A 22,676-nucleotide genomic window follows, 5' to 3' on the forward strand; every position below is an offset into this window, starting at 1 on the left:
CATTTCAACTCCTTACTGCTTGATGGTCTGGAAGGTTGGAATCACGGACTCGAACATGCGGCGGATCGTTTCTTCGTCTTCCTCATAAGGCAGCAGGAGAGAAATGTGCAGAAGGTTGCCCGTATGCTGTACGGTGAAATAAATGACAGGCCGGACTTCCGTCGAATTAATGTCCGGATCGTCCAGTCTTTGGAGAAGTCCTCCGTCTTGCTGGATTTCGCCGAGATAATTCACAACGATCGGAAGCTTATGAAGACTGTTCTGTAAATAATAGCCGGACAGCGGAAAATCTTCGGCCGTTTCCCGGTTATAGATCAGGTTGAAAAAGTTCAGATTATGCGTCGAAGCCGCATGAAGAAGATTTTGTATGGAGCGCATCTCTTCACCGGATATTCCGTCAAGCAGAATCGGAATCTGATCGATGCATTCGCCGATCGTATCGTAATAATGGCGCCCCGTATAATGCCTGCCGTAATTCGTAAGCCAGACCGGCACTTCTTCCAAGCCGAAATACCTTGAGAAAAACCGTTCCGCAAGATCCAGAGCTTTATGCAACATACGCTCGGCAAGATCCGTTCCGGCAGCCTGCCCCTCCATGTTAATCTCATGCAGATACTTTGTGGCTTTGGAGCGGTTTTTCCCGTGCAGGGCTTCTCCGATCACTAAGGTTTGCCGGTAAAAAGATTCCAAACTGAAGCGTTCGTTAATCTCGGCATCTCCGATTCCAACCGGGCCTTGACGGACTTGACCAACATAGCTGCGGTACGAGCGGTCAGGCCTGGTTATTTCGTGCCTTGAGGCATGCTCCTCGTCCGCATTGTAAAAAGCAAGCACGTCTGTTCTCAGAATTTCACTGCTCATGCCGTCAAAGATGATGTGCGAGCACGGAAGCAGCAGGTAATGCTCCCGCAAGTTGAACGAAACCAGAGCAAACCGGTATAGGGCGCCGCCTTCCAGCTCATAAGGGCGGAAATAAAGCTCCTTCAACAGCCCTGACATGATTCGATGCTGCACGGAAGGCAAGTATGCCGATAAATCAACAACTGGAAGAGCAAATTCCGGTGATTTTTCTTTCAGTTCCCAGCCCCAATGTTCCCCCGTCTGTACGAGTCGGCTTCTCAGCAGATCATGCTTTTCGATCACCCGCTGCATAGCGGTATTTAACCGCTGCACATCGATTATTTCGTCAAAAGATAGGAGCGTGCCCGATGCTTCGGGATAAGCCAAATGATACTCTTGAATCGGCGCGAGCGAGTACTGCTCGGCAGCCGGCATCTTCGCCAGGGCGGTTCCCCAAGCCTCATGGTAGGATGAAACTTCTCTCAGAACATGCATAAGAGTATCCTGCAGCGCCGATTCCGTTAAATTAAGCGCTTCTGCTGACAGCTCTTGCCCTGCCTGTCCATTCTCACCGGCTGCAACCCTTTCCCCGTTTCCATCTTCAGAAACGACCTGCGGTACGATGAAATGAGGATGAAGATCTTTATGCAAGTTGGAGCGGATAAGTTCAGTAATCTCCGGCAGCCGCTTCTCGTGATCAGGAATGAGCTGTAGAAGCACCACCTTTTTGTCATCACGCATGCCTGCCTTTAACCTGAATCCGGGACCGAACGTGACGCGCAATAGCTGCTCCGCTTCTTCGAACGTCTTAACCCCGGCATTGTCCTTAACATGGACGGAGTGCTTGTGGGGCGACTCTGAGCCGGATTCTTCAGCCTCCTTAAGGGCAGGAAGAAGTTCCGTCAATCCGCGAATCGTCTGCACCTGGAACAACTGGTGCATCCCTATTTCCAGACCCAGTTCCTGCGCCTTGGATATAAGCTGGATAGCTTTGAGGGAGTGGCCGCCGAGTTCGAAGAAATTATCGTCGAGACCGACTCTCTCCACACCGAGTACGCTTTCCCATAAACCTGTCAGAAGTTTTTCCTTGGTGCTTCTCGGCGGGGCATACGGGGATGAGGAGAGCCCTTCCTGTTCCGGTTCCGGAAGTGCGCGACGGTCGATTTTGCCGTTTTTCGTGAGCGGCAGAGTAGGCATGAACACGTAGCGGGCAGGGATCATGTAATCGGGAATGCGTCCGCTCAAGTATGCTTTCACCTCAGACTGTGTGAGGTATTCGCTTGTTCCGATATAAGCGCAAAGGAACTTTAAACCCTCGCCGGATTCTTTAACGGCGACAAATGCCTCTCGCACAGATTCATGCCCAAGCAGCCGGGTCTCGATTTCCCCCGGTTCTATCCGGTAGCCCCGGATCTTGACCTGCTGGTCCATCCGCCCCAAGTATTCGATGCTCCCGTCCGGCAGCCATCGTCCCAAATCGCCGGTCCGGTACATTCTTTCGCCGGGACGGAACGGATTCGGCACGAATTTTTCCCGGCTCAGATCTTCACGGTTCAAGTAGCCTCTGGCCAGCCCGTCACCGCCGACGCAGATTTCTCCTTGAAGACCGACAGGCAGCAGCCTGCCGGACAGGTCCACCACATAGGCAGTTGAATTCGCGATCGGTCGGCCGATCGGAATATTCCCATACTCCCGGTCGATAGGAAAGCAGCAGGAGAACGTCGTATTTTCCGTCGGGCCGTACCCGTTGATAACCGTGAGCTGTGGACAAGCGTTTCTTACGGAAGCGATCATGGTCGGTGACAACACATCTCCGCCAACGAGCAGATACCGAAGCGGCGCGAACAAGACCGGATTGGTTAACGCCAGTTGATTGAAAAGCGGCGATGTCAACCACATCGTGGTAATTCCGTACGCTTGCAAAGCTTCCTCCAGCTTGCCGGCGTGAAGGAAAACAGATTCCGGCACAATGCATAGCTGGAGTCCGTTAAGCAAAGCGCCCCAGATTTCAAACGTGCAAGCATCGAACACAAGCGCGCCGGTAAGCAAAATGCGGTCCGACGGTTCGAACGTAACAAAGTTGGTGTTTTTGACAAGACGGACAACGCTTCGGTGCTCGATCATCACCCCTTTGGGACGCCCTGTCGAACCTGATGTGTACATGACATAAGCGAGAGATTCCGCGTCCGCTGTGCGGGGTAAGTTGCTTTCGCTGCCGGTATACACAGAAGGGTCCGCCAAACCCAAAACAGTCCCTTTGAAGCCGCCAAGCAAACTTTGAGCCGAATTCGGGTCTCCCGCAAGCATTACACCTGCCACACTGTCATCCAGCATGTAGGCAATGCGGTCTTCGGGGTACGAAGGATCGATGGGAAGGAAAGCTCCTCCCGCTTTGAGAATGGCTAATATTGCAACGATCATTTCGGGCGACCGTTCAGCCATAATCCCCACCAGCGTATCCTTTCCGACACCAATTTCACGCAGCTTCCAGGCAAGCTGATTGGCTTTCCGGTTAAGCTCGGCGTAGGTGATCTCCTTGTCTCCAAAAAGAACAGCCGCTTCGTCCGGCTTCAGCGCAGCCTGTTCTTCAAACAATTCATGTACGGCTGCGTCCCTCGGATACTCTGTCTTTGTTGCATTGAATTGTTCCAGAATCAGGTCCCGTTCACTGACGGTTAATAAGTCGATATCCGACAGTAACATGTCGGGGTTTTGTGAAATTTGCTTCAATAGTTGCACATAATGACCGGCAAATTTTCGTACAGTATCTTCTTTGTACAGCTTTGTCGCATATTCAAAGCTCAAAGAAAGAAATGGGCCTTCCGAGCTTTCGGTTTCCTGGGCGGTGAGAGTCAGATCAAACTTCGAAATTCCATTGTGATGCTCAACCGCCGCAAACTCGACGCCATCCGCTCCCAGCTCGCGGGATTCCGTGTTTTGAAGCACAAATACAGTATCGAACAGCGGGTTACGGCTGACATCCCGGCGCAGTTGAAGTTTCAGAATCAGGTCCTCAAGCGGTACCAGCTGGTTTTCAAACGCCTGCAGGGCGTTCTGCTTCACCTCATCGAGGAAAGCCGCGAACGTCTTCGAACCTGACGGATAATTACGCAGAGGAAGGGTGTTTACGAACATGCCCAAAACGTCCTCCAAATCTGCATGAGGCCTTCCGGCTACAGGAGTCCCGATAACCAGATCATCCTGTCCGGAATACTGGGCAAGCAGCGTGTTATAAGCGGCAAGCAAAATCATATAAAGCGTTGCACCCTGACGGGAAGCAGCCTGCTGCAGCCGCCGTGTAAGCTCGTGATCCGCCTCGAAACCATAGACGGCCCCTTCAAAGCTCTGAAGTTGGGGACGCGCATAATCCAAGGGAAAGTTCAGGACGGGTATCTCGCCGCTGAACGTATCCAGCCAAAACTTTTCCTGACGTGCCACGGTACCGTCTGCCGATAACTGATTCTGCCACATCGTGTAATCTTTGTACTGGACAGAAAGCTCCTCTAGTTCTTCTCCCCGATAGAGCCGGGTAAACTCCTCGGTCATCCGTTCAAGTGAAGTGCCGTCGGTAATAAGATGGTGCATATCGATCAGCAGCAGGTGACGCTCGGCCCCCGTTTTTACGAGACCCGCACGCAGGAGAGGGGCTGTTCCCAAGTCGAACGGACGGATAAAGCCATCTGCAATTGTTTTTATATGCGCTTCACTTTGATCGTCCTTCCAATCAGTGGACAAATTAGCAAGCTCCGTAACCTCTACCTGAAAAGAGATCTGCGCCGGGTCATGAATGACCTGTACGTATTCTTCCTGTATTCGGGTGAATGAAGTCCGAAGCGCTTCGTGCCTTGCAATCAGCTTACGGAAGGTCTCTTTAACCTTCTCCGGATCGAGCGCCCCGTTTACCTCGAGAATCAAAGGAACGTTATAGGCCGTTGCGGTTCCCGATATTTCCTGTACGACCAGCAATCTGCGTTGAGCCGGAGATACCGGATACCAGGGTTTTTCCGGAGCCCTAGGGATCGGTGCATACGCTGCCTCCGTTATGCCCTTTGCGGTGATTGCGTTCGCCTGCGCTTGCAATGTCTGGGCCTCGAATATTTTTCGGAGAGGAAGCTCAACGCCGAATTCCTTCGAGATTTTGGCAAGAAGAAGCGCCGCTTTCAGAGAATGCCCGCCTCGTTCGAAAAAATTATCGTGGAGGCTCACACGCTCCGCGCCAAGCACTTCCTGCCACAGCGAAGCCAGACGAACTTCCGTCTCGGTTTCGGGTGCCGTATACTCATCGGAAGCTCCACTGGACGGATCGGGCGCTTGGAGCGCTTTTCTGTCGATCTTGCCGTTAGGCGTCAGCGGAAACTCCTTTAATGGGATAAAATGAGCCGGCACCATGTAAGACGGCAAACCCGAAGCCATATGTTCGCGAAGCTCGGAGGCAGCCGGAGATTCCCCTTCGGAGGTGTAATACGCGCACAGTGTTTTTTCCGATGAGATTTCGTGAACGAGAACAATCGTCTCCCGTACCCGGTCGTGCTGCAGCAGCCGCGTTTCGATTTCACCGAGCTCGATCCGGTAGCCCCGGATTTTGACCTGGTGATCGATACGGCCCAAATATTCCAGATTGCCGTCAGGCAGCCACCTGGCGAGATCTCCGGTACGGTACATTTTCCGCCCGGGATCAAAAGGATTCGGAACGAATTTTTCGCCGGTGAGAGCTTCGCGATGCAAGTAGCCGCGGGATAAAGCCTCTCCGCCGATGCAAAGCTCCCCGGCCGTTCCCCGAGGTACAAGCTGCAAATCGGCATTCACCAGATACACTTGCGTATTGTAAAGCGGCTTGCCGATCGGAATCATCCGGTGATTTTGCACGGCAGTACCCCGCTTCGCTTCCCATACGGTCGCGCAGATCGTCGCTTCCGTCGGACCATAAGCATTAAAATAATCCACATGCGGACTCCATCTGCGGACCAGTTCGGGTGAAGACTCGGAACCGCCCGTAATCAATATCCGCAGCGACGGCAAACGTCCGGGGTCCAGATAAACGGCGAAAGTGGGCGGAAGCATGGCAAGCGTTATTCCGTTATCCCGGACAAACGCTTCAAAGGAATCCAATTGAACCAGCTTTTCTTTCGGGGCCAGGTATAGTCCTCCGCCCATAAAGAGCGCCATATACATCTCCCAAACGGAAGCGTCAAATGAAAAACTGGCAAATTGCACGATACGGTCTTCTGGGCCCAAACCCAGCGTATTCTCGTAGAAAAGCTTCATGTTTGCCATACCCCGATGCTCGATCATAACGCCTTTTGGCTTGCCCGTAGTTCCGGATGTATAGATCACATAAGCGAGATGGTCAGAGGTGACAGGAACGTGCGGATTGGTTTCAATCCCCGTATACCACTGCTCGTCCTCCATAAAGACCGTATGCCCGGTAAATTCCGTATTGCCCGCAAGATGCCGGTGCGTCAGCAAAATCCGGGTTCCGCTGTCCTCGAGCATGTACGAAATTCTCTCCTGCGGATACTCGGGATCTACCGGGAGATAGGCGCCTCCGGCTTTTAAAATGGCGAGAATTCCGATCACCATTTCGGGAGAGCGTTCGGGCATAATAGCTACAATGGTATCCGGCCCGACACCCAAATCTTGCATCGCGGCCGCCAGCCGGTTAGAACGCGCATTCAGCTCGTTGTAGGTATACCGCCGATCCTCAAACGATACGGCGATACGGTCGGGGTGTTTTTCTACCTGCTCTTCGAATAAGCCATGTATCGTTGAGGTTCGGGCGTACGGTGCTGCCGTCTCGTTCAGTTCTTCCAGAAGCAGCCGCCTTTCGTCTGCGGACAGCATGCCGATTTGCGAGAGCGTTAAACTCCTGTTCTCCGCAATTTCCCGGAGAATCTGTATATAATGGCCGGCTAACCGCTCGACAGTCTGTTCTGCATATAGTTTGGTCGCGTACTCGAAAGTAAACGCCAGTTCTTCGTCCTCCTGCGCCAAAAGCGAAAGATCGAATTTAGAAACACCCGACTGCGCTTCATAAGGCTCCAGTAGCAATCCGTCCATTTCCATCGACTGGGAACCTTTAGTCTGCAAGGAAAAAACCGTATCGAAAAGCGGATTGCGGCTTACATCCCTACGAAGCCCCAGCTTTTCAAGCAGGCTTTCCAGCGGATACTCCTCGTGGTCAAAAGCTCCCAGGGTTCCTTCCTTGATTTCGTTCAAGAAGGAGAGGAATGTTTTGGAGCCGGCAGGTGCCTGACGGATGGCCAGCGTATTCACAAACATCCCGATTAGCGGCTGAAGCTGCGTATGAGTCCGGCCCCCGACCGGAGTTCCGATGACGATGTCTTCCTGATCGGTATATTTATGAAGCAAAACGTAATAGGCCGCAAGCAGCACCATGTACAGCGTAGAACCGGTCTCCGAGGCCAGACACCGGAGTTTATCCGCAAGCCCCCGGTCCGTCCCGAACTCGAAACGTCCGCCTTCGAAGCTTTGCAATTGAGGTCTCGGGTAATCGGCGGGCATGTTCAGTACGGGAATTTCGCCCTCGAACACGTCCAGCCAGTATTTTTCCTGCTTGAGGAATACCCCGTCGCGTATTCGCTCCTGCTGCCAATACGCGTATTCCTTGTAGTGAACCGGCAGTTTGGGAAGAATTTCACCACGGTAGATCCGGTTGAATTCTTCCGCCAGAATTTGCAGCGACAGGCCGTCCGAAACAACATGATGCATATCCGTCATCAAAAGATGCCGCTCCGGCGCCAACCTGATTAAGGCGGCTCTGAAAAGCGGTGCCCGGCGTACATCAAACGGACGAATAAAAGAGGAAACGCATCTTTCGATGACGCTTCTCTCTTCTTCCACGCTGGAAACCGTTTCTTCCGAATAATCCAGCTTAAACAAGATCTCGCCCGGTTCATGAATGATTTGTTCGTACCCCCCATCCCTCTTCCGGAATGAAGTACGCAGCGTTTCATGACGGGAAATCAAGGCCTCGAACGCTCCTTGAATCTTCCCGACATGTACCGGTCCTCTTGCTAGCAAGACGAAAGGCATATTGTAGGCGGCGGCCGTATCTCCGATTTCCTGAATCAGAAGCAACCTTTTCTGGCCGGCCGATACTGGATAAGCGTCCATTTTCTCTAGGGGACTCGGCCCTGCCGACGTGCCTGCCCCGCCTCCCGCCGGGCGGGACGAGGACAATCCTTCCTGAGCGAGCCTCGCTTCCAGAAGTTTACGTTTTTCCGGCGAGAGACTGGCTATTCGCTTCGATAAATCCACTTGGCGCACTCCCCTCTCCTGGTCTGTAACGTCTGCACCCTCTACACCTGTTCAAGCGCTTCGATTTCCCGTAAAATTTCCTCCAGCCTGCGAATCTCATCCAATTCCTTCCGGAGATGCTCTGCTATTTCCGCGATAGTCGGCTGCCGGAAAAGCTGGCGCAGCTCCAGCTCGATTCCCCATTGCTCACGGACCTGGGCAACGAACAAAGACGCTTTGAGCGAATGTCCGCCGAGCTCGAAGAAATTATCGTGAACTCCCACTCTGGCAGCACTTAGAATGCCGGCCCACATGGCGGCTAATTGTTCCTCGATCTCGTCTCCGGGAGCAACGTAAACGGCTGCGGAAGTTTGCACGGCATCCAGGCCGAGCAGCGCTTTGCGATCCGTTTTTCCGTTCGGCGTCAAAGGAAACTTCTCAATCTGGGCGAATGCGGCCGGGATCATGTAATCCGGCAGGCTTTGTCCAAGGAAGGTACGGATTTCCGATGCCGGAATCTCCGTTTTCACAACGAGGTATCCCGTTAACGTGTGTCCGCCGGAAGCATCCTCTCTGGCGAGGACGACCGCTTCTTCCACGGCTTCATGGCGGACCAGAGCGCTCTCGATCTCGCCCAGTTCGATACGATAGCCTCTGACCTTGACCTGGTGGTCCAAACGTCCGAGAAACTCGAGGCTGCCGTCCGGAAGCCACCGGGCAAGGTCGCCTGTCTTGTACATGCGCCCCCCGCCTTTGCCGAACGTGCAAGGAACGAATTTCTCCGCCGTCAGATCAGGCCTGTTCCAGTACCCGCGCGCCAATCCTTCGCCCGCAATACAGAGCTCGCCAGGCACTCCGGCAGGCTGCAGCTTCCCTCCGGGGTCGACAATATAAATCTGCGTATTGGCTATGGGCCTGCCGATATCGATGGAGGCGGCGTTCGTCAAGTTCTGCACGGCAGACCAAACCGTCGTTTCCGTCGGTCCGTACATGTTGAAAATGTTCAAACCCGGGAACTCCTGCAATGAACGCAAAAGCGAAATCGGCATAGCCTCGCCGCCTACGAGAATATTGCGGACGTTCTGCAGGCTTGAGGCCCCTTCAGGGCTCCCGAGAAGCATTTGAAGGCGCGAAGGCGTAATCTGCAGCGTATCCATTCCGTGAACGGAAATCAGGCCGCTGAGCGCCCCGGGTTCTGTCTGATGCAGGGTTTCCGCGAGGACGACAGTCATTCCGCAGGTAAGCGGAAGCAGTGTCTCCAGCACGAAGATATCGAAAGATACGGTCGTTAAAGCCAAAATTTTACGACCGGGGACAAATTCGATTTTTTCCCTCATCCCGGTAAAAAAGTTCGATACGGAACGGTGCTGGAGCATGACCCCTTTCGGATTCCCCGTCGAGCCCGACGTGTAGATGACGTAAGCGAGATGATGAGGTTCGCTGGCAGGCTCCAAATTGCCGGTCTCGCCGCTGTAAACACCCTCCTCATCAAGGGAGATGACGGCACCCACAGTCTGTAAACCTGCCGCAAGTGTTCCCTCGGTCAGAAGCACACGGGCTTCGCTGTCTTCCAGCATGTAGGCAACGCGTGCCGCCGGATAATCGGGGTCAATCGGCACATAGGCGCCGCCCGCTTTCAGAACAGCCAGGATGCCGATCATCATCCAAGGAGAACGTTCCGTCAGCAGCCCGACGAGCCGGTCCGGTCCGACTCCGTGACTTTGCAGCGTACGGGCCAGCGAATTTGCTTTTTCGTTCAGCTGCCGATAAGTGAAGACCTGATCCCCGAACAATAAAGCAGGGGCGTCCGGTGTCAAAGCTGCCTGTTCTTCAAACTGGCAATGAATCGTTTTGTCGTAGGCGAATGCAGCGGCCGTATCGTTAAATGACTCCACAAGCATGTGTCGTTCCCGTTCTTCCAGCATATCGATCGCCGACAGTTTAATGTCGGGATTGCGAACGGCCGCCTCCAATATGCGAAGATAATGACTCGCAAGCCGCTGAACCGTTTCTTTTCTGAACAAGCCGGTTGCATATTCAAAGTGGAAATCGATGCCGCCGGTTTCGTTTTCTTCCGCCTGGAGTGTCAGATCCAGCTTCGCTACCGCATGCCCGAACTCGTAAGACTGGAACAGCTCACCCGGCTGGCCGATCTCTTCGATACCGAGGTTTTGGAAAATAAACATCATATCGAACAAAGGATTACGGCTTAAATCGCGCTTGAGAGACAGCTTGTCCAGAATCGTCTCCAAGGGTATTTCCTGGTTCTGGAATCCTTGAAGCGCGGTTTGCTTGACCTCTTCAAGCAACTGACCGAACGTTTTATCCCCGGCGGGAAAGCTTCTCATCGGCAGCGTATTGACGAACATCCCGATCAGCGGCTGCAAATCCGCATGCGTCCTTCCGGCGACGGGCGAACCGACAATAATGTCTTCTTGTCCCGTATAGCGATGCAGCAGCGTGTTGAATGAAGCGAGCAGGACCATATATAGGGTCGCGCCGGCCCGGGCTGCCGTTTGCTTCAACGCCTCGGTTTCACTTGATTGGAGCGTGAAGACAAACTGGTCTCCCTCGAAGCTCTGGAGCGGTGGCCGCATATAATCGGTCGGGAAGTTCAGAACCGGCAGCTCGCCGCTCAGCTTATCCGTCCAGTAAGCTTCCTGAGCGTCCAAAACGCCACTGGAACTGCGTTTTTGCTGCCAGACGGCGTAATCCTTGTACTGGATTTTAAGAGGGGCCAGCTCTTCTCCGGCATAAAGCCGGTTAAATTCATTGGCAATAACGGCCATGGAGACACCGTCAGCTATAATATGGTGCAGATCGATTAGAAGCGCCGTTCCCCCGCAGGTCAGATCCGCCGCTCCAACTCGGATGAGCGGAGCCTCCGCAAGGTTAAAGGGACGGATGAACCCTTCGATAACCCGGTCAAGCGCCGCTTTTTCGGCAGGTGTGAGGATATCTTGCACCGCAGTCCGCTCTTCCGGATGTTCGCTCGCTCCGCTTCCGCCAAGTTCCGTTATGGAAGATGCCTCCGCTTCTGACAAAATGACTTCTTCTACTTCAAAAACCACCTCCGGGTGATTTCTCTGAACGATATCGGATTCAATCTGCTCAAAGGAAGTACGGAGCGGCTCATGACGGGCGATCAACTTCTCAAAAACGGTTTGGAGGCGTGTGCGATCCAAAGGAACCCGGCTGATCAGCACATGCGGAATATGATAAGCCGTGCTCTCTTGTTCGAGCTGATCCAGCACCATTAATCTTTTTTGCGCCGAAGTGACAGGATAAACGTCTCGCGGTTCGGCAGGCTCGATAGCTTGATGAGCCGAGTAGGCTTCCTTGCGGATCGCCTCGGCCATCGAACGGATCGTAGGCGACTCGAACACCTGACGCAGCGGTAGATCAACCTGCAGCCGCTGATGTATTTTGGAAACCAGCAGCGCCGCTTTCAGGGAGTGCCCGCCCCGGTCAAAAAACGAATCGCCGGCACCGAGATGTTCCACCCCCAGCACTTCCTTCCAGATGGCGGCAAGCGCTTCTTCCATTTCGCCCTCGGGAGGAATATACCCGCTTTCATCCCAGACCGTGTCCGGTGCAGGAAGCGCTCTGCGGTTCACCTTACCGTTGGATGTGAGCGGCATTTCCGGCAGGAATACGAAATAAGAAGGAATCATATACCCCGGAAGCTTTGCGGCAAGAGACTCCCTCAGAAGTACCGTTTCCGGAGCCGGGTCCGGACCGCAAACGAGATAGGCGCACAGCACCTTCTGGCCCTGCCCGTCGGTCCGGTCCATCACGAGCGCTTCCTTTACCATCGGATGCCGGAGCAAAGCCGCTTCGATTTCGCCCAGCTCGATCCGGTAGCCGCGGATTTTGACCTGGTGATCCAGCCGGCCGAGATACTCGATGTTGCCGTCCGGGAGCCATCGTGCCAGATCACCCGTTTTGTAAATGCGGCCGGAAGGATCGAAATCCGCTGCCGCGAACTTTTCCGCTGTCAGTTCGGGCCGGTTTAAATAGCCTCTGGCCAAACCCGTACCTGCAATACAGAGCTCGCCCGCAACTCCGACAGGCTGGAGGCGGCCCGCATTATCCGTAATGTAGAGTCGGATATTATCAATCGGTTTTCCGATCGGCACGCGATTCAGCGGATTTTTTCCAAAGGAGCAATCAAAATAGGAAACATCAATGGTCGCTTCCGTCGGTCCGTACAGGTTGATCAGCCGCGAGCCGTTGGTCCGGTAAAACAGCGAATTAAACCGGTTCGCCTGCTGAGGATTGAGTGCTTCTCCGCTGGCGAATACATAGCGCAAACTAGCCAGAGCACCCGGTTCCAGCCGGCTCTCCGCATGGTCGAGAAAAACGGACAGCATGGAAGGCACAAAATGCATCGTCGTCACATTGTACTTGTCGATAGCCCTTGCGATCTGCGCCGGATCTTTTTCCGCACCCGGTTCCAGAAAAACGACTTTAGCTCCGTACGCTCCCCACCAGAACAGCTCCCAGACGGATACGTCGAAGCTGTAAGGCGTTTTCTGCAAAATGACGTCTTTTTCGTCCAACGGATAGCGTTTCTGCATCCAGTGAAGGCGATTGATCAGGGAGCGATGCTCGATCATGACCCCTTTCGGATTTCCGGTCGTACCTGACGTATAAATGACATAAGCTAGATGCTCCGGTCCCGATCCGCGGGAAAGATTACTCCCGTCACCCGTCAAAAGGTTTTCAGCATCGAGCTCGACAGTTTCTGTACCGGCCGGAGCACGTTCCAACAGATCCTTCTGCCCGAGTACAAGAACAGCCTCGCTGTCGGCGAGCATATAATCGATTCTTTCCTGCGGATGCCCCGGATCAACCGGCAGATAGGCGCCGCCCGCCTTCAATATGGCCAGCAGTCCGACCATCAACTCAATGGACCGCTCGCAAAGAATACCGACCACTGAATCAGGCTCCACGCCCTTTAAGCGCAGCTGCCGGGCGAGACGGTTGGCGCGCACGTTCAGTTCACGGTACGTAAGACGCTTCTCGCCGAATATGACGGCGATTTTTTCCGGCGTCATGGCTGCCTGAAGCTCAAACCAGCCGTGCATGGTTTTTTCGGCAGGATAGGAGGCACCTGTGTCGTTAAACGCATGCAGTTGGCCGCGTTCTTCATCCGTGAGCAGACTTATGCTGTCCAACGGAATGTCAGGCGTTTCTGTAATTTGTTCCAGCACTTGATGCAGATGCCCGGCAATCGCGCGGATTCCCGCATGTTCGACAATCTCCGCATTAAAGCTGAATTTGATTTCAAGCTCTCGTCCCGGTATTACCGTCAGCGTAAGCTCATAGTTCGTCTGCTCGAAGCCGTCCACTTCCGTGATGCGCAGGCTGTTTTTGGCCGGTTCCCCATCTGTCCGCTCGACTCCTCCGGTTTCATCTCCGGTTCCGATCAGTTCTTCGGATATCGGATAATTTTCGAACACAACGAGATGACGGATCAGATTGTGCTTTAACTGGGACTGCGCCTGGATGTCGGCAAGCGAAAGATAAGAATACGCGTTGGATTCCATCCAGTCGCTCTGCACACGGCTTAATAAGGCGGCAAAACTCTCGCTCTTCTCCCCGCTGATGCGTAATGGAAGTGTATTGATGAACAGTCCCACCATGTTCTCGATACCTTTAATTTCTTCGGGCCGGCCCGAAACGACGGTTCCAAACACGACATCCGTGCTGTTGTTATACCCTTGGAGAAGCACGCCCCAGGCTGTCTGGAAGACCGTGCTTACCGTAACCTGCCGGAGCTTTGCGATCTGCTCCATCTTTTGAGTAAGTGCGGCATCCAGCCTCAAAGAATGATGTTCAAGCCGGAAAGGGGCGCTACCCTCCACCCGACTGAACCCGGGAACTGTCGTTTCGTTTTCCAGGCCATCCAGATACTTGCTCCAATAAGATGCGGCTTCTTCCCTGTTCTGATTTTCCAGCCACTGGATAAAACTACTGAACGGATACACCGGCTCCAGGTTGGCCCGAATTCCGTCCCGAAGCGAAGTATACAGGCTGAAAAAATCGTTGGCGACAATGCCGAGGCACCAGCCGTCCATAACGATATGAGGAAAACTCCATACGAGTTTGCAGGTGGTCTCGCTCCATTTAAACAAAGCCAGACGAAGGGGAACGTCCTTTTCCAAATCGAAACCGTTCGTCCTGTCGCTTCCGGTAAACTGTTCAAGCGCAGCCGTTTTGTGAGCCTCGCTCAAGCCGCTAACGTCTTCCGTATGGACGGAAGGCGCCTCCCTTTCCTGAAGCACCACCTGAAGGGGACGCTCCGTTTCTTTATATACAAACACCGTGCGGAAAATATCGTATCTTTCTATAAGCAGCTGAAGACTCTTCTGAACCAGCTCGCGGTCCAACACTTCACCGACGGTAATGATATTTTGCTGAAAATAAGCTTCGGAATCCCGGTCCAGCATGGAATGATACAACATGCCTTCCTGCATGGGGGACAGCGGATAGATGTCCTTAATCTTCACTTGAGACACAATTTCACTCTCCTTTAAACTTCCGGCCGTCCCGCAGGACAGCCCGGAAGCGTATGTCCGCCTTAAGCGGTGAAACGGGGAGGACCAAAGGTTTTTAAAGCTTTAGTTTGCCGGCCAGCTGGGCCGCCATATTCTCGAACTGTCCGATGGACAGGTTCTGGTAAGTAAAGTCGGTCGGGCTCTGCTCGGCGGTCTCTTTTTCGCAGCAGTGGCGGATCAGCTCCAGCAGGTATTTCTTGAATCCTCCTGCCAGCTTCTCGACCGTGTCGTCCCGGTACTGATGACGGTTGTAATTGAAGGTTAAGCGGAAAACTCCATCCGAGACCTGCCCGTTGATATCGAAAGCGAACGGTCTCTCGCTGCCGCCGCCGATTTCATCGCCTGTCCGGTGAGAGGAAGGCCCGAATCTTGCTCCGCCGTCGCCCTCTCCGTCGAATTGACCCAGGTAATTAAAACTGATCTGCGGTTCTTCGAAAGCGAAAGGGAGTTCCTCAAGATGGATACCTTCTGTTAAATAACGCAGGATGCCGTAGCCGATTCCTTTGTTGGGTACGCGTCGCAGCCCGTCCTTCACCAGTTTGATCTGATGCCCCAGGTCTCCCTGACCGCTCATATCAAGCACAAACGGATACATGACGGTAAACCAGCCGACGGTACGGGAGACATCCACATCTTTCATAATTTCTTCCCGGCCGTGCCCCTCGATGCTGACGGCAATCCGGGAAAGTCCGCTCCATTCTCGGAAGGACAGCCCTAACGCCGTAAGGAGCAGATCGTTAATTTCGGTGTTATATGCTTGCTGCGCGTGTTTAAGCAGTTTTTCCGTGCTGTCGCGGTCGAGCTCGATTTCAATGTCTCTGCCGTCTTCGACTTTATCCGAAGATGTCTTATTATCGTACGGCAGCGAATCCGGAATTTGCGATGAGACAGCGGACCAATAACTCAGTTCCGATTGAGCGCGGCTGCTGTTCGCATATTCCGCCAGCCGGGTAGCCCACTCGCGGTAGGAATCGGTTTTGGCAGGAAGTGAAACGGCATGGCCGTCCAGCGCTTGTCCGTAGGCCGTTTCCAGATCTTCCAGCAGAATTCTCCAGGAAACTCCATCGACAACCAGATGATGAATAACGATCAGAAGATGGTCGCTTTCGGCTGTGCGGAAAAGAGCGATTTTCACAAGCGGGCCGCGATTAAGCGCGAATCCGCTTTGCAGCTTATCCGCAAGCGTCCCGATTTCTGGACCGGGTTCTCGAGCAAGAGTAAGATCATAAGCTAGCAGCTCGTACGTCTCTCTCTCTTTCCAGTCCCGCGTTTCAGCCGTAACGCCGCCTTCTTCCGTAAGCCGGAATACGGTGCGGAGCGCATCGTGGTGCAGGGTCAGCTTGTCCCAGGCCTGGCGAAGCACATCTTCGTTCAGCCTGCCTTTGCTTTCCAGCATAATGGCCTGATTATAATGATGCCGGTCCGTATGGTGACGCTCGAAAAATCTCCGCTGAATAGGAGCAAGCTCCGTCTGCCCATGGACGATCCCTTGGGGAATTGTCCGCTGCACAACCTGGATATAAGGAACCACCAGCTCGATCTGAGGATGGCGGAACAAATCCCGCAGCTCCATTTTGAGCCCTCTGCCGTTCAAACGCGCGGCAATCTGCAAAGCTTTGATCGAATCGCCACCCAGTTCGAAGAAATTATCGCGCACTCCCACCTTCTTGATTCCCAACACGTCCTGCCAGATTTCGGCCAATGTGTGTTCCATCTCCGTTTCCGGCTGGACGTAATCGGCCGTCAGCCTAACCGAACCGTCCGGTTCCGGGAGGGCCCTGCGGTTGATTTTGCCGTTGCTTGTGAGTGGCATCGCATCCAGAAAAACGAACTGCGCGGGTATCATATAATCCGGCAGTCTTTCGGCGAGTCCGCCGCGGATTTCGGAAACCGTCAGCTCCGCATCTTCCGCGCAAACCAGATAGGCGCACAAATATTTCTGCCCGTTCGCGTCTGTCCGGTCCATTACAATCGTTTCTTTTACTTCGTCCCGGTTCAAAAGCCTCGCTTCGATCTCACCCAATTCAATCCGGTAGCCGCGGATTTTGACCTGATGGTCGATCCGCCCGATATATTCCACGCTGCCGTCCGGCAGCCAACGGGCCAGATCTCCCGTTTTGTACATCTTCGCCTCGGGGCGGTGCGGGATCGGAACGAACTTCTCCGCCGTCAGCTCGGAACGATTCAGATAACCTCTGGCCAATCCCGTTCCGGCGATGCAAAGTTCCCCCGGTACGCCTACCGGCTGGATTTGATGCTTGGCGTCCACGATGAACAGCTCCGTGTTGTCAATCGGTTTGCCGATCGGCACCTGCTCCAGCTGCTGACCTGACGGGCAGTCGAAATACGTCACATCGATGGTCGCTTCGGTAGGACCGTACAGATTGGCCAGTAAGGCACCGCCAGGAGTTCCGATCAGCCGGTCAAACCGGTTGGCATGCTGGGCCTGAAGCGCCTCCCCGCTGGCGAAAACATAACGGAGCGAGCCCAAATCTCCCCCCTGCCGGTTTTGCTCGATATGGTCAAGAAAGACCGACAGCATGGAAGGAACGAAATGCAGGGTGGTCACGCGGCTCCGCTTGATTTCATCCGCAATAAGCTGCGGCTCTTTCTCTCCGCCCGGAGCCAGGAATACGACCCGCGCGCCCTGTGTTCCCCACCAGAACAGCTCCCATACGGATACGTCGAAGCTGTAAGGCGTTTTTTGCAAAATGACATCGTCGCGGCCGATCGGGTATTTTTTCTGCATCCAGTGAATTCGGTTCACCAGCGCCCGGTGTTCGATCATAACGCCTTTCGGATTGCCGGTCGTGCCCGAGGTGTAAATGACATAAGCCAGATTTCCGGGCCCTGCCGCTCCTTCGGAAGACAGCGGGCTGAAATCTTCATGATAAGACTTCTCCTCATCCAGCAGGACACATTCGTACCCGGCAGGCAGCCGCTCGGCCCACTTCGATGCGGTAAGCACGATACGTGCTCCACTGTCATCCAGCATGAAGCCGACCCGGTCACGGGGATGAGCCGGATCGACCGGCAAATACGCGCTGCCCGCTTTAAGGATGGCAAGGAGACCGATCATCATTTCCGGCGATCTCTCGGTCAAAATGGCGACAACTCCGTCTGTCCGCGCCCCTTTGGCCCTCAGAGTACGGGCAAGGCGGTTCGCACGCTCGTCCAATTCCCCGTAGGTGAGCCGGTTCCCGCCGAAAACGACGGCAATCCGGTCCGGATCCTCCGCCGCCTGCTCCTCGATCCACCCGTGGATCGTTTTATCTTCCGGGAACTGGGCCTTCGTATCGTTAAATTCTACGATAATCCGGTGTTTTTCCGTTTCGGTCAGCAGCTCGATATCGGCGAGATTCACATGCGGATTGCGGACGACGGTTTCAAGAATATTAAGGAAATGGCGACTCAGCTTCTCGATCGTTTCCCGCTTAAACAGCTTGACCGCATATTCGAACGATAAGCCGAGCCTGTCGGGGAACTCTTCGACGCTCAGCGTCAGATCGAATTTCGCGATCCCCATTTCGAACTCAACCGGCCGGAACGTAATCCCGTCGAACTGGAACTGGTTCATGCCCGTGTTCTGAAGGACGAACATCACATCGAACAGCGGATTTCGGCTCACGTCACGGCGCAGCTGCAAACGCTCTACGACTTCCTCGAACGGAATATCCTGATTTTCGTAAGCATGCAGCGCTCTGTCTTTTACTTCCTTCAAAAATTGCTCAAACGGCTTATCGGCGGAAGGAAAGTTCCGCATCGGCAGCGTATTGACGAACATTCCCAGCATCGTCTCCAGATCAGGGTGCGGGCGGCCCGCCACCGGAGATCCCACGACAATATCTTCCTGCCCGGTGTATCTGTGAAGCAGGGTATTGAAAGCAGCGAGAAGGACCATGTACAAGGTCGTCCCCGTCTGGGCGCACAAGCGGTGCAAGTCGGCGGTCAGTCGGCTGTCGATTTCATAGGTCAGGCTGTCACCTTCAAAGCTTTTGATCGCCGGCCGGATATAATCCGCTGGCATGTCCAGAACAGGCACGTCTTCTCCGCCGCCGAAAAGCTCCTCCCAGTATGCGGCTTGTTTTTCGGCCGCCCCTTGGGCGATTTGCCCGTTCTGCCACGCGGCGAAATCTTTGTACTGGATGCGGAGCGGAGGAAGCGTCTCGCCGGCATAGAGACGGCTGAACTCCTCAACGAACACTTCGATCGAGATACCGTCGGTAATAATGTGGTGCATGTCGGCCAAAAGCAAATGCCGTCCTTCTTCCAGCTTGATCAGCTCCGCACGTATAAGAGGCGCCTGTTCCAGATTAAACGGGCGGATAAATGGCACGATAAGCGATTCCAGCACCGAATCCGGCTGCTTCGCTCCGACTTGCGCACCGCCTGAGACGGCTTCGGCTTCTGCTGTGAGCCCGCTTACCATTGCCGTGGCGGCTTCAGCACGGGCTTCGCGGTGCCCGTTCGAGTCCAGCTCGCGGTAGGAAACCCGGAAATCCAGCGCTTTGTGGATACGCTGCACGGGGGCTCCGTCGATTACGGCAAAAGATGTCCGCAGGGACTCGTGGCGGCCGATCATCGTCCGGAACGCCTCTTCCAGCCGCTCTCTGTCAAGCGGACCTGTCATTTCCAACGCGGCGCACATGTTATAGGCGCTCTCCGCGTCTCCCAGACGGTCGATAATGAGCAGCCTTTTCTGAGCCGGCGATACCGGATGGTATTCCTTCTCGCCCACCGGCTCTATGTCCGCAAAGGCGCTTTCCTCCGAGCCGGCGATTAGCGGGGCCAGTCCGCGCAGGGTCGGATGGGCGAAAACTTCCCGCAGCGGCACCTCGACGCTGAACTGCTTGGCGATGCGGCCGATGAGCAGAACCGCCTTGAGCGAGTGCCCGCCAAGCTCGAAGAACGAATCGTCGATGCCGACGGTTTTGACGCCGAGCACTTCCTGCCACAGCTCCGCGAGCTGCGCTTCCGTTAAAGTGCGCGGTGCGGCGTAAGCCGATACCGGAGCCGGATCCCCGGTGGGGGCCGGCAACGCTTTGCGGTCAATCTTGCCGTTAGGCGTAAGCGGCAGGCTTTCCAGCCGCACGATATGGGCCGGAACCATGTAGCCCGGCAGCTCGGCGGCGAGCCGCTTCCGCAGCCAGGCCTCGTCGGCATGGCCCGCCACATAAGCGCACAAATACTTGTGTCCGCTTGAATCCGTGCGGTCGGTGACAACGGCCTGCGCGACTCCTTCGAGCTTCAGCAGGGCCGATTCTATCTCGCCGGGCTCGATGCGGTATCCGCGGATCTTGACCTGGTAGTCAATCCGGCCGATAAAATCGACGCTTCCGTCCGGCATCCAGCGGGCCAAATCTCCCGTCCGGTATAAACGTCCGCCTCCCGTAAACGGGCTTGGGATAAACTTCTCCGCCGTCAGTTCCGGCCGGTTGAGATATCCGCGAGCCACGGAATCTCCGCCGATGCAGAGCTCGCCCGCCACCCCGGCGGGAACCGGCCGCAGCGCGGAATCCACGATGTAGAAGCGGTGATTTCCCAGCGGCCTGCCGATTGGAACGTTGCCGGATTCCGGCAGCTTGTCCGCTGCTTCCTCGTAAAAGCTGGAATCGATGGACGCTTCCGTCACACCGTAGCTGTTCATGATCCGCATGCTTCCCGCAAAACGCGACAGCAGCGTCCGGTAATCGTGCACGCTGCAGCTGTCGGAGCTCGTGATCAGCAGCTTCATCGCGCTGATGTCCGTCCCGTGATCGTACACGTGCTCCATAAGCGGCAAGATGAGAGCCGGCGTAGATTCGAATACCGTGATCCGGTGTTTTTCCAGATAGCTCGCCAGCGCTGAAGGATCGATCCGCACCTCCTGGGGACAAATAACCATCGTTCCCCCGTTCACAAACGTCCGTGCGAGATCGCCCGCAAATACGTCAAACGAAAAACTCGCGATCTGCAGGAGTTTTACATCAAATTCCCCCAAACGGTACCCGTACCGGTATCCGAAAGAAGTGTTCACATAATGCCGGTGTTCGATCATTACACCCTTGGCATTGCCCGTCGTTCCGGACGTGTAGATCACATAAGCAAGGTCATCGGGTTTATTGACCGGCTCAAGGTTGCTCACCGCTTCTTCCGGGTTCAAGCCGGAAAGCCAGGCCTTCTCCTCACTTGAATCGGGGGCCTCTTTCGGCTCCGCGTTCAAAGGCTTTACAAAGCCTTGATTTTCTGCGGCTTCCAGAAGGCCCTGCATATCGAGAATACTTCCCGGATAGTCGGCTCCTTGGAGCAGACCGGTTAGCTTTGCCTGGGTAAGCAATACCTGAGCACCGCTGTCGCGAAGCATGTATGCAATGCGCTCTGCCGGATAAGTCGGATCGATCGGTATATAGGCACCGCCCGCTTTCTGAATGGCGAGAACTGCCGTCACCATATCGGCCGAGCGCTCAAGCAGAACGGCGGCCGGACTGTCCGGCCTCACGCCCTGTTTTCTCAGAATACGCGCCAGCACATTCGCCCGCTCATTCAGCTCCCGGTAGGTGAGTGAGGTCTCTTCGTACACGACCGCCGTTTTGACCGGAGTCTGTACCGCCTGTGCCTCGAAAAGCTCATGAAACGTCCCTTCCGGATAAGAGGCCGAAGCACCGCTCCATACTTCCGTAAGTTCTTTTCGCTCCGGCTCGGACAAAAGAGTGAATTCGGAGACGATCTTTTCCGGCTGGCTGGAGGCCTGGCCCAGAACCGTCTCCAAGTGCCCCTGAATTCTCATGATTTCCGCTTCACCGTATGTGTGTCCGTTATAGGAAAGCGTGATGTTTAAAACATCCCCGTCTTCTACCTCGATATTGAAATCGTAAGGAGTGTGCTCGGCTAATCCCGCCTCCGTAATAGCGAATCCGAGCCGGTTTTCCAAATCCTCCTGACCGATCAGCTCCTGCAGCGGATAATTTTCAAATACGACGATATGCCCGATAAGATCCTGTCTCAAGGCCGATTGAGCCTGGATTTCCGCCAGTGAATAATAGTCGTACGCACGTGATTGAACCGTCTGCCGCTGAACTTCCTTCAACAAACCGGTAAACGTGTTGTCCGACTGCAGCGAGATCCGCACGGGAACCGTATTAATGAACAAGCCCACCATCCGCTCGATGCCTTCAATCTCCGGCGGTCTGCCTGACACGACAGTCCCGAAAACGACATCCTCGCTTCGGTTATAGCGCCCGAGAATGAGCGCCCACGCGGCCAGGAACAAGCTGCTGATCGTCGCACCGCTGCGTTCCGCAATGCCGCGGAGCTGGCGGGCCGTGTCCGCCCCGACCGTAAACTTCCGCTCTGACGGCAGGTAGCCTTTACCGCCGGATATTACGGTATTGCCAGGCAATCCCGACGGTTCTTCCACGCCTTCCAGCAGTGTCCGCCAGTAATCCGATGCAGCCGACTGATCCTGCTTTTGCAGCCACTGCACATAAAGGCTGTAGGGCCGGACCTCGGGAAGGGACCCTTGCCGTCCGTTTTTTTCGGCTTCGTAGTAACCGAGAAGCTCTTCCAGCACAATGCCGATGCACCAGCCGTCCATAATAATATGGTGAAACGTGAAGAGCAGCGTATATTCCTCCCGGCTTGTCCGAAGGACCGTTAACCGCACCAGCAGTTCCTTGCTTATGTCAAAAGGACGATTTTTATCGGCTTGGATCAACGTTTCAAGTTCGGCATTCCGTTCGCTGTCCGGTAACACGGTCAGATCCTCGAAAAAGACAGTAGCCTCCCGTTCTTTGAATACGATTTGCCGGGGCTTCGCGACATTTTTGTGATACATATTCGAACGGAGCGTTTCATGCCGCTTCACAAGAAGGCAAAAGCTCCTTTCCAGCGCCTGCATATCCAGAACTCCGCGTATGGACAGGCTCACCTGCTCCAGGTAGGCGTGCGAATCGGGATTCATCAGCGCATGAAACAGCATGCCTTCCTGTAAAGGCGTCAAATGGGACATTTTCTCAATTTCCAGCCCTTTACTCATCC

The 22,676-nt window shown here is 54.6% G+C and carries 3 protein-coding genes; all 3 read right to left on the reverse strand.

Going from position 1 to position 22,676, the window contains the following annotated elements; all coding sequences use genetic code 11:
- Positions 1-12: 12 nt before the first annotated feature.
- The 3 genes from ACI48J_RS15255 to ACI48J_RS15265 all read right to left on the reverse strand — a co-directional run bounded on the left by ACI48J_RS15255 (position 13) and on the right by ACI48J_RS15265 (position 22,674).
- Positions 13-8,118, reverse strand: coding sequence for an amino acid adenylation domain-containing protein (locus tag ACI48J_RS15255; protein ID WP_405079060.1), 8,106 nt, complete (start codon positions 8,116-8,118; stop codon positions 13-15).
- Positions 8,119-8,159: 41 nt separating this feature from the next.
- Complete coding sequence (locus ACI48J_RS15260; RefSeq protein WP_405079061.1) at positions 8,160-14,621, reverse strand: amino acid adenylation domain-containing protein; 6,462 nt, start codon at positions 14,619-14,621, stop codon at positions 8,160-8,162.
- 94 nt (positions 14,622-14,715) lie between these two features.
- Positions 14,716-22,674, reverse strand: coding sequence for an amino acid adenylation domain-containing protein (locus tag ACI48J_RS15265; RefSeq protein ID WP_405079063.1), 7,959 nt, complete (start codon positions 22,672-22,674; stop codon positions 14,716-14,718).
- Positions 22,675-22,676 lie beyond the last annotated feature (2 nt).

The organism is Paenibacillus chitinolyticus (genome assembly GCF_045038035.1).
GTDB classification, from domain to species: Bacteria; Bacillota; Bacilli; order Paenibacillales; family NBRC-103111; genus Paenibacillus_F; species Paenibacillus_F chitinolyticus_A.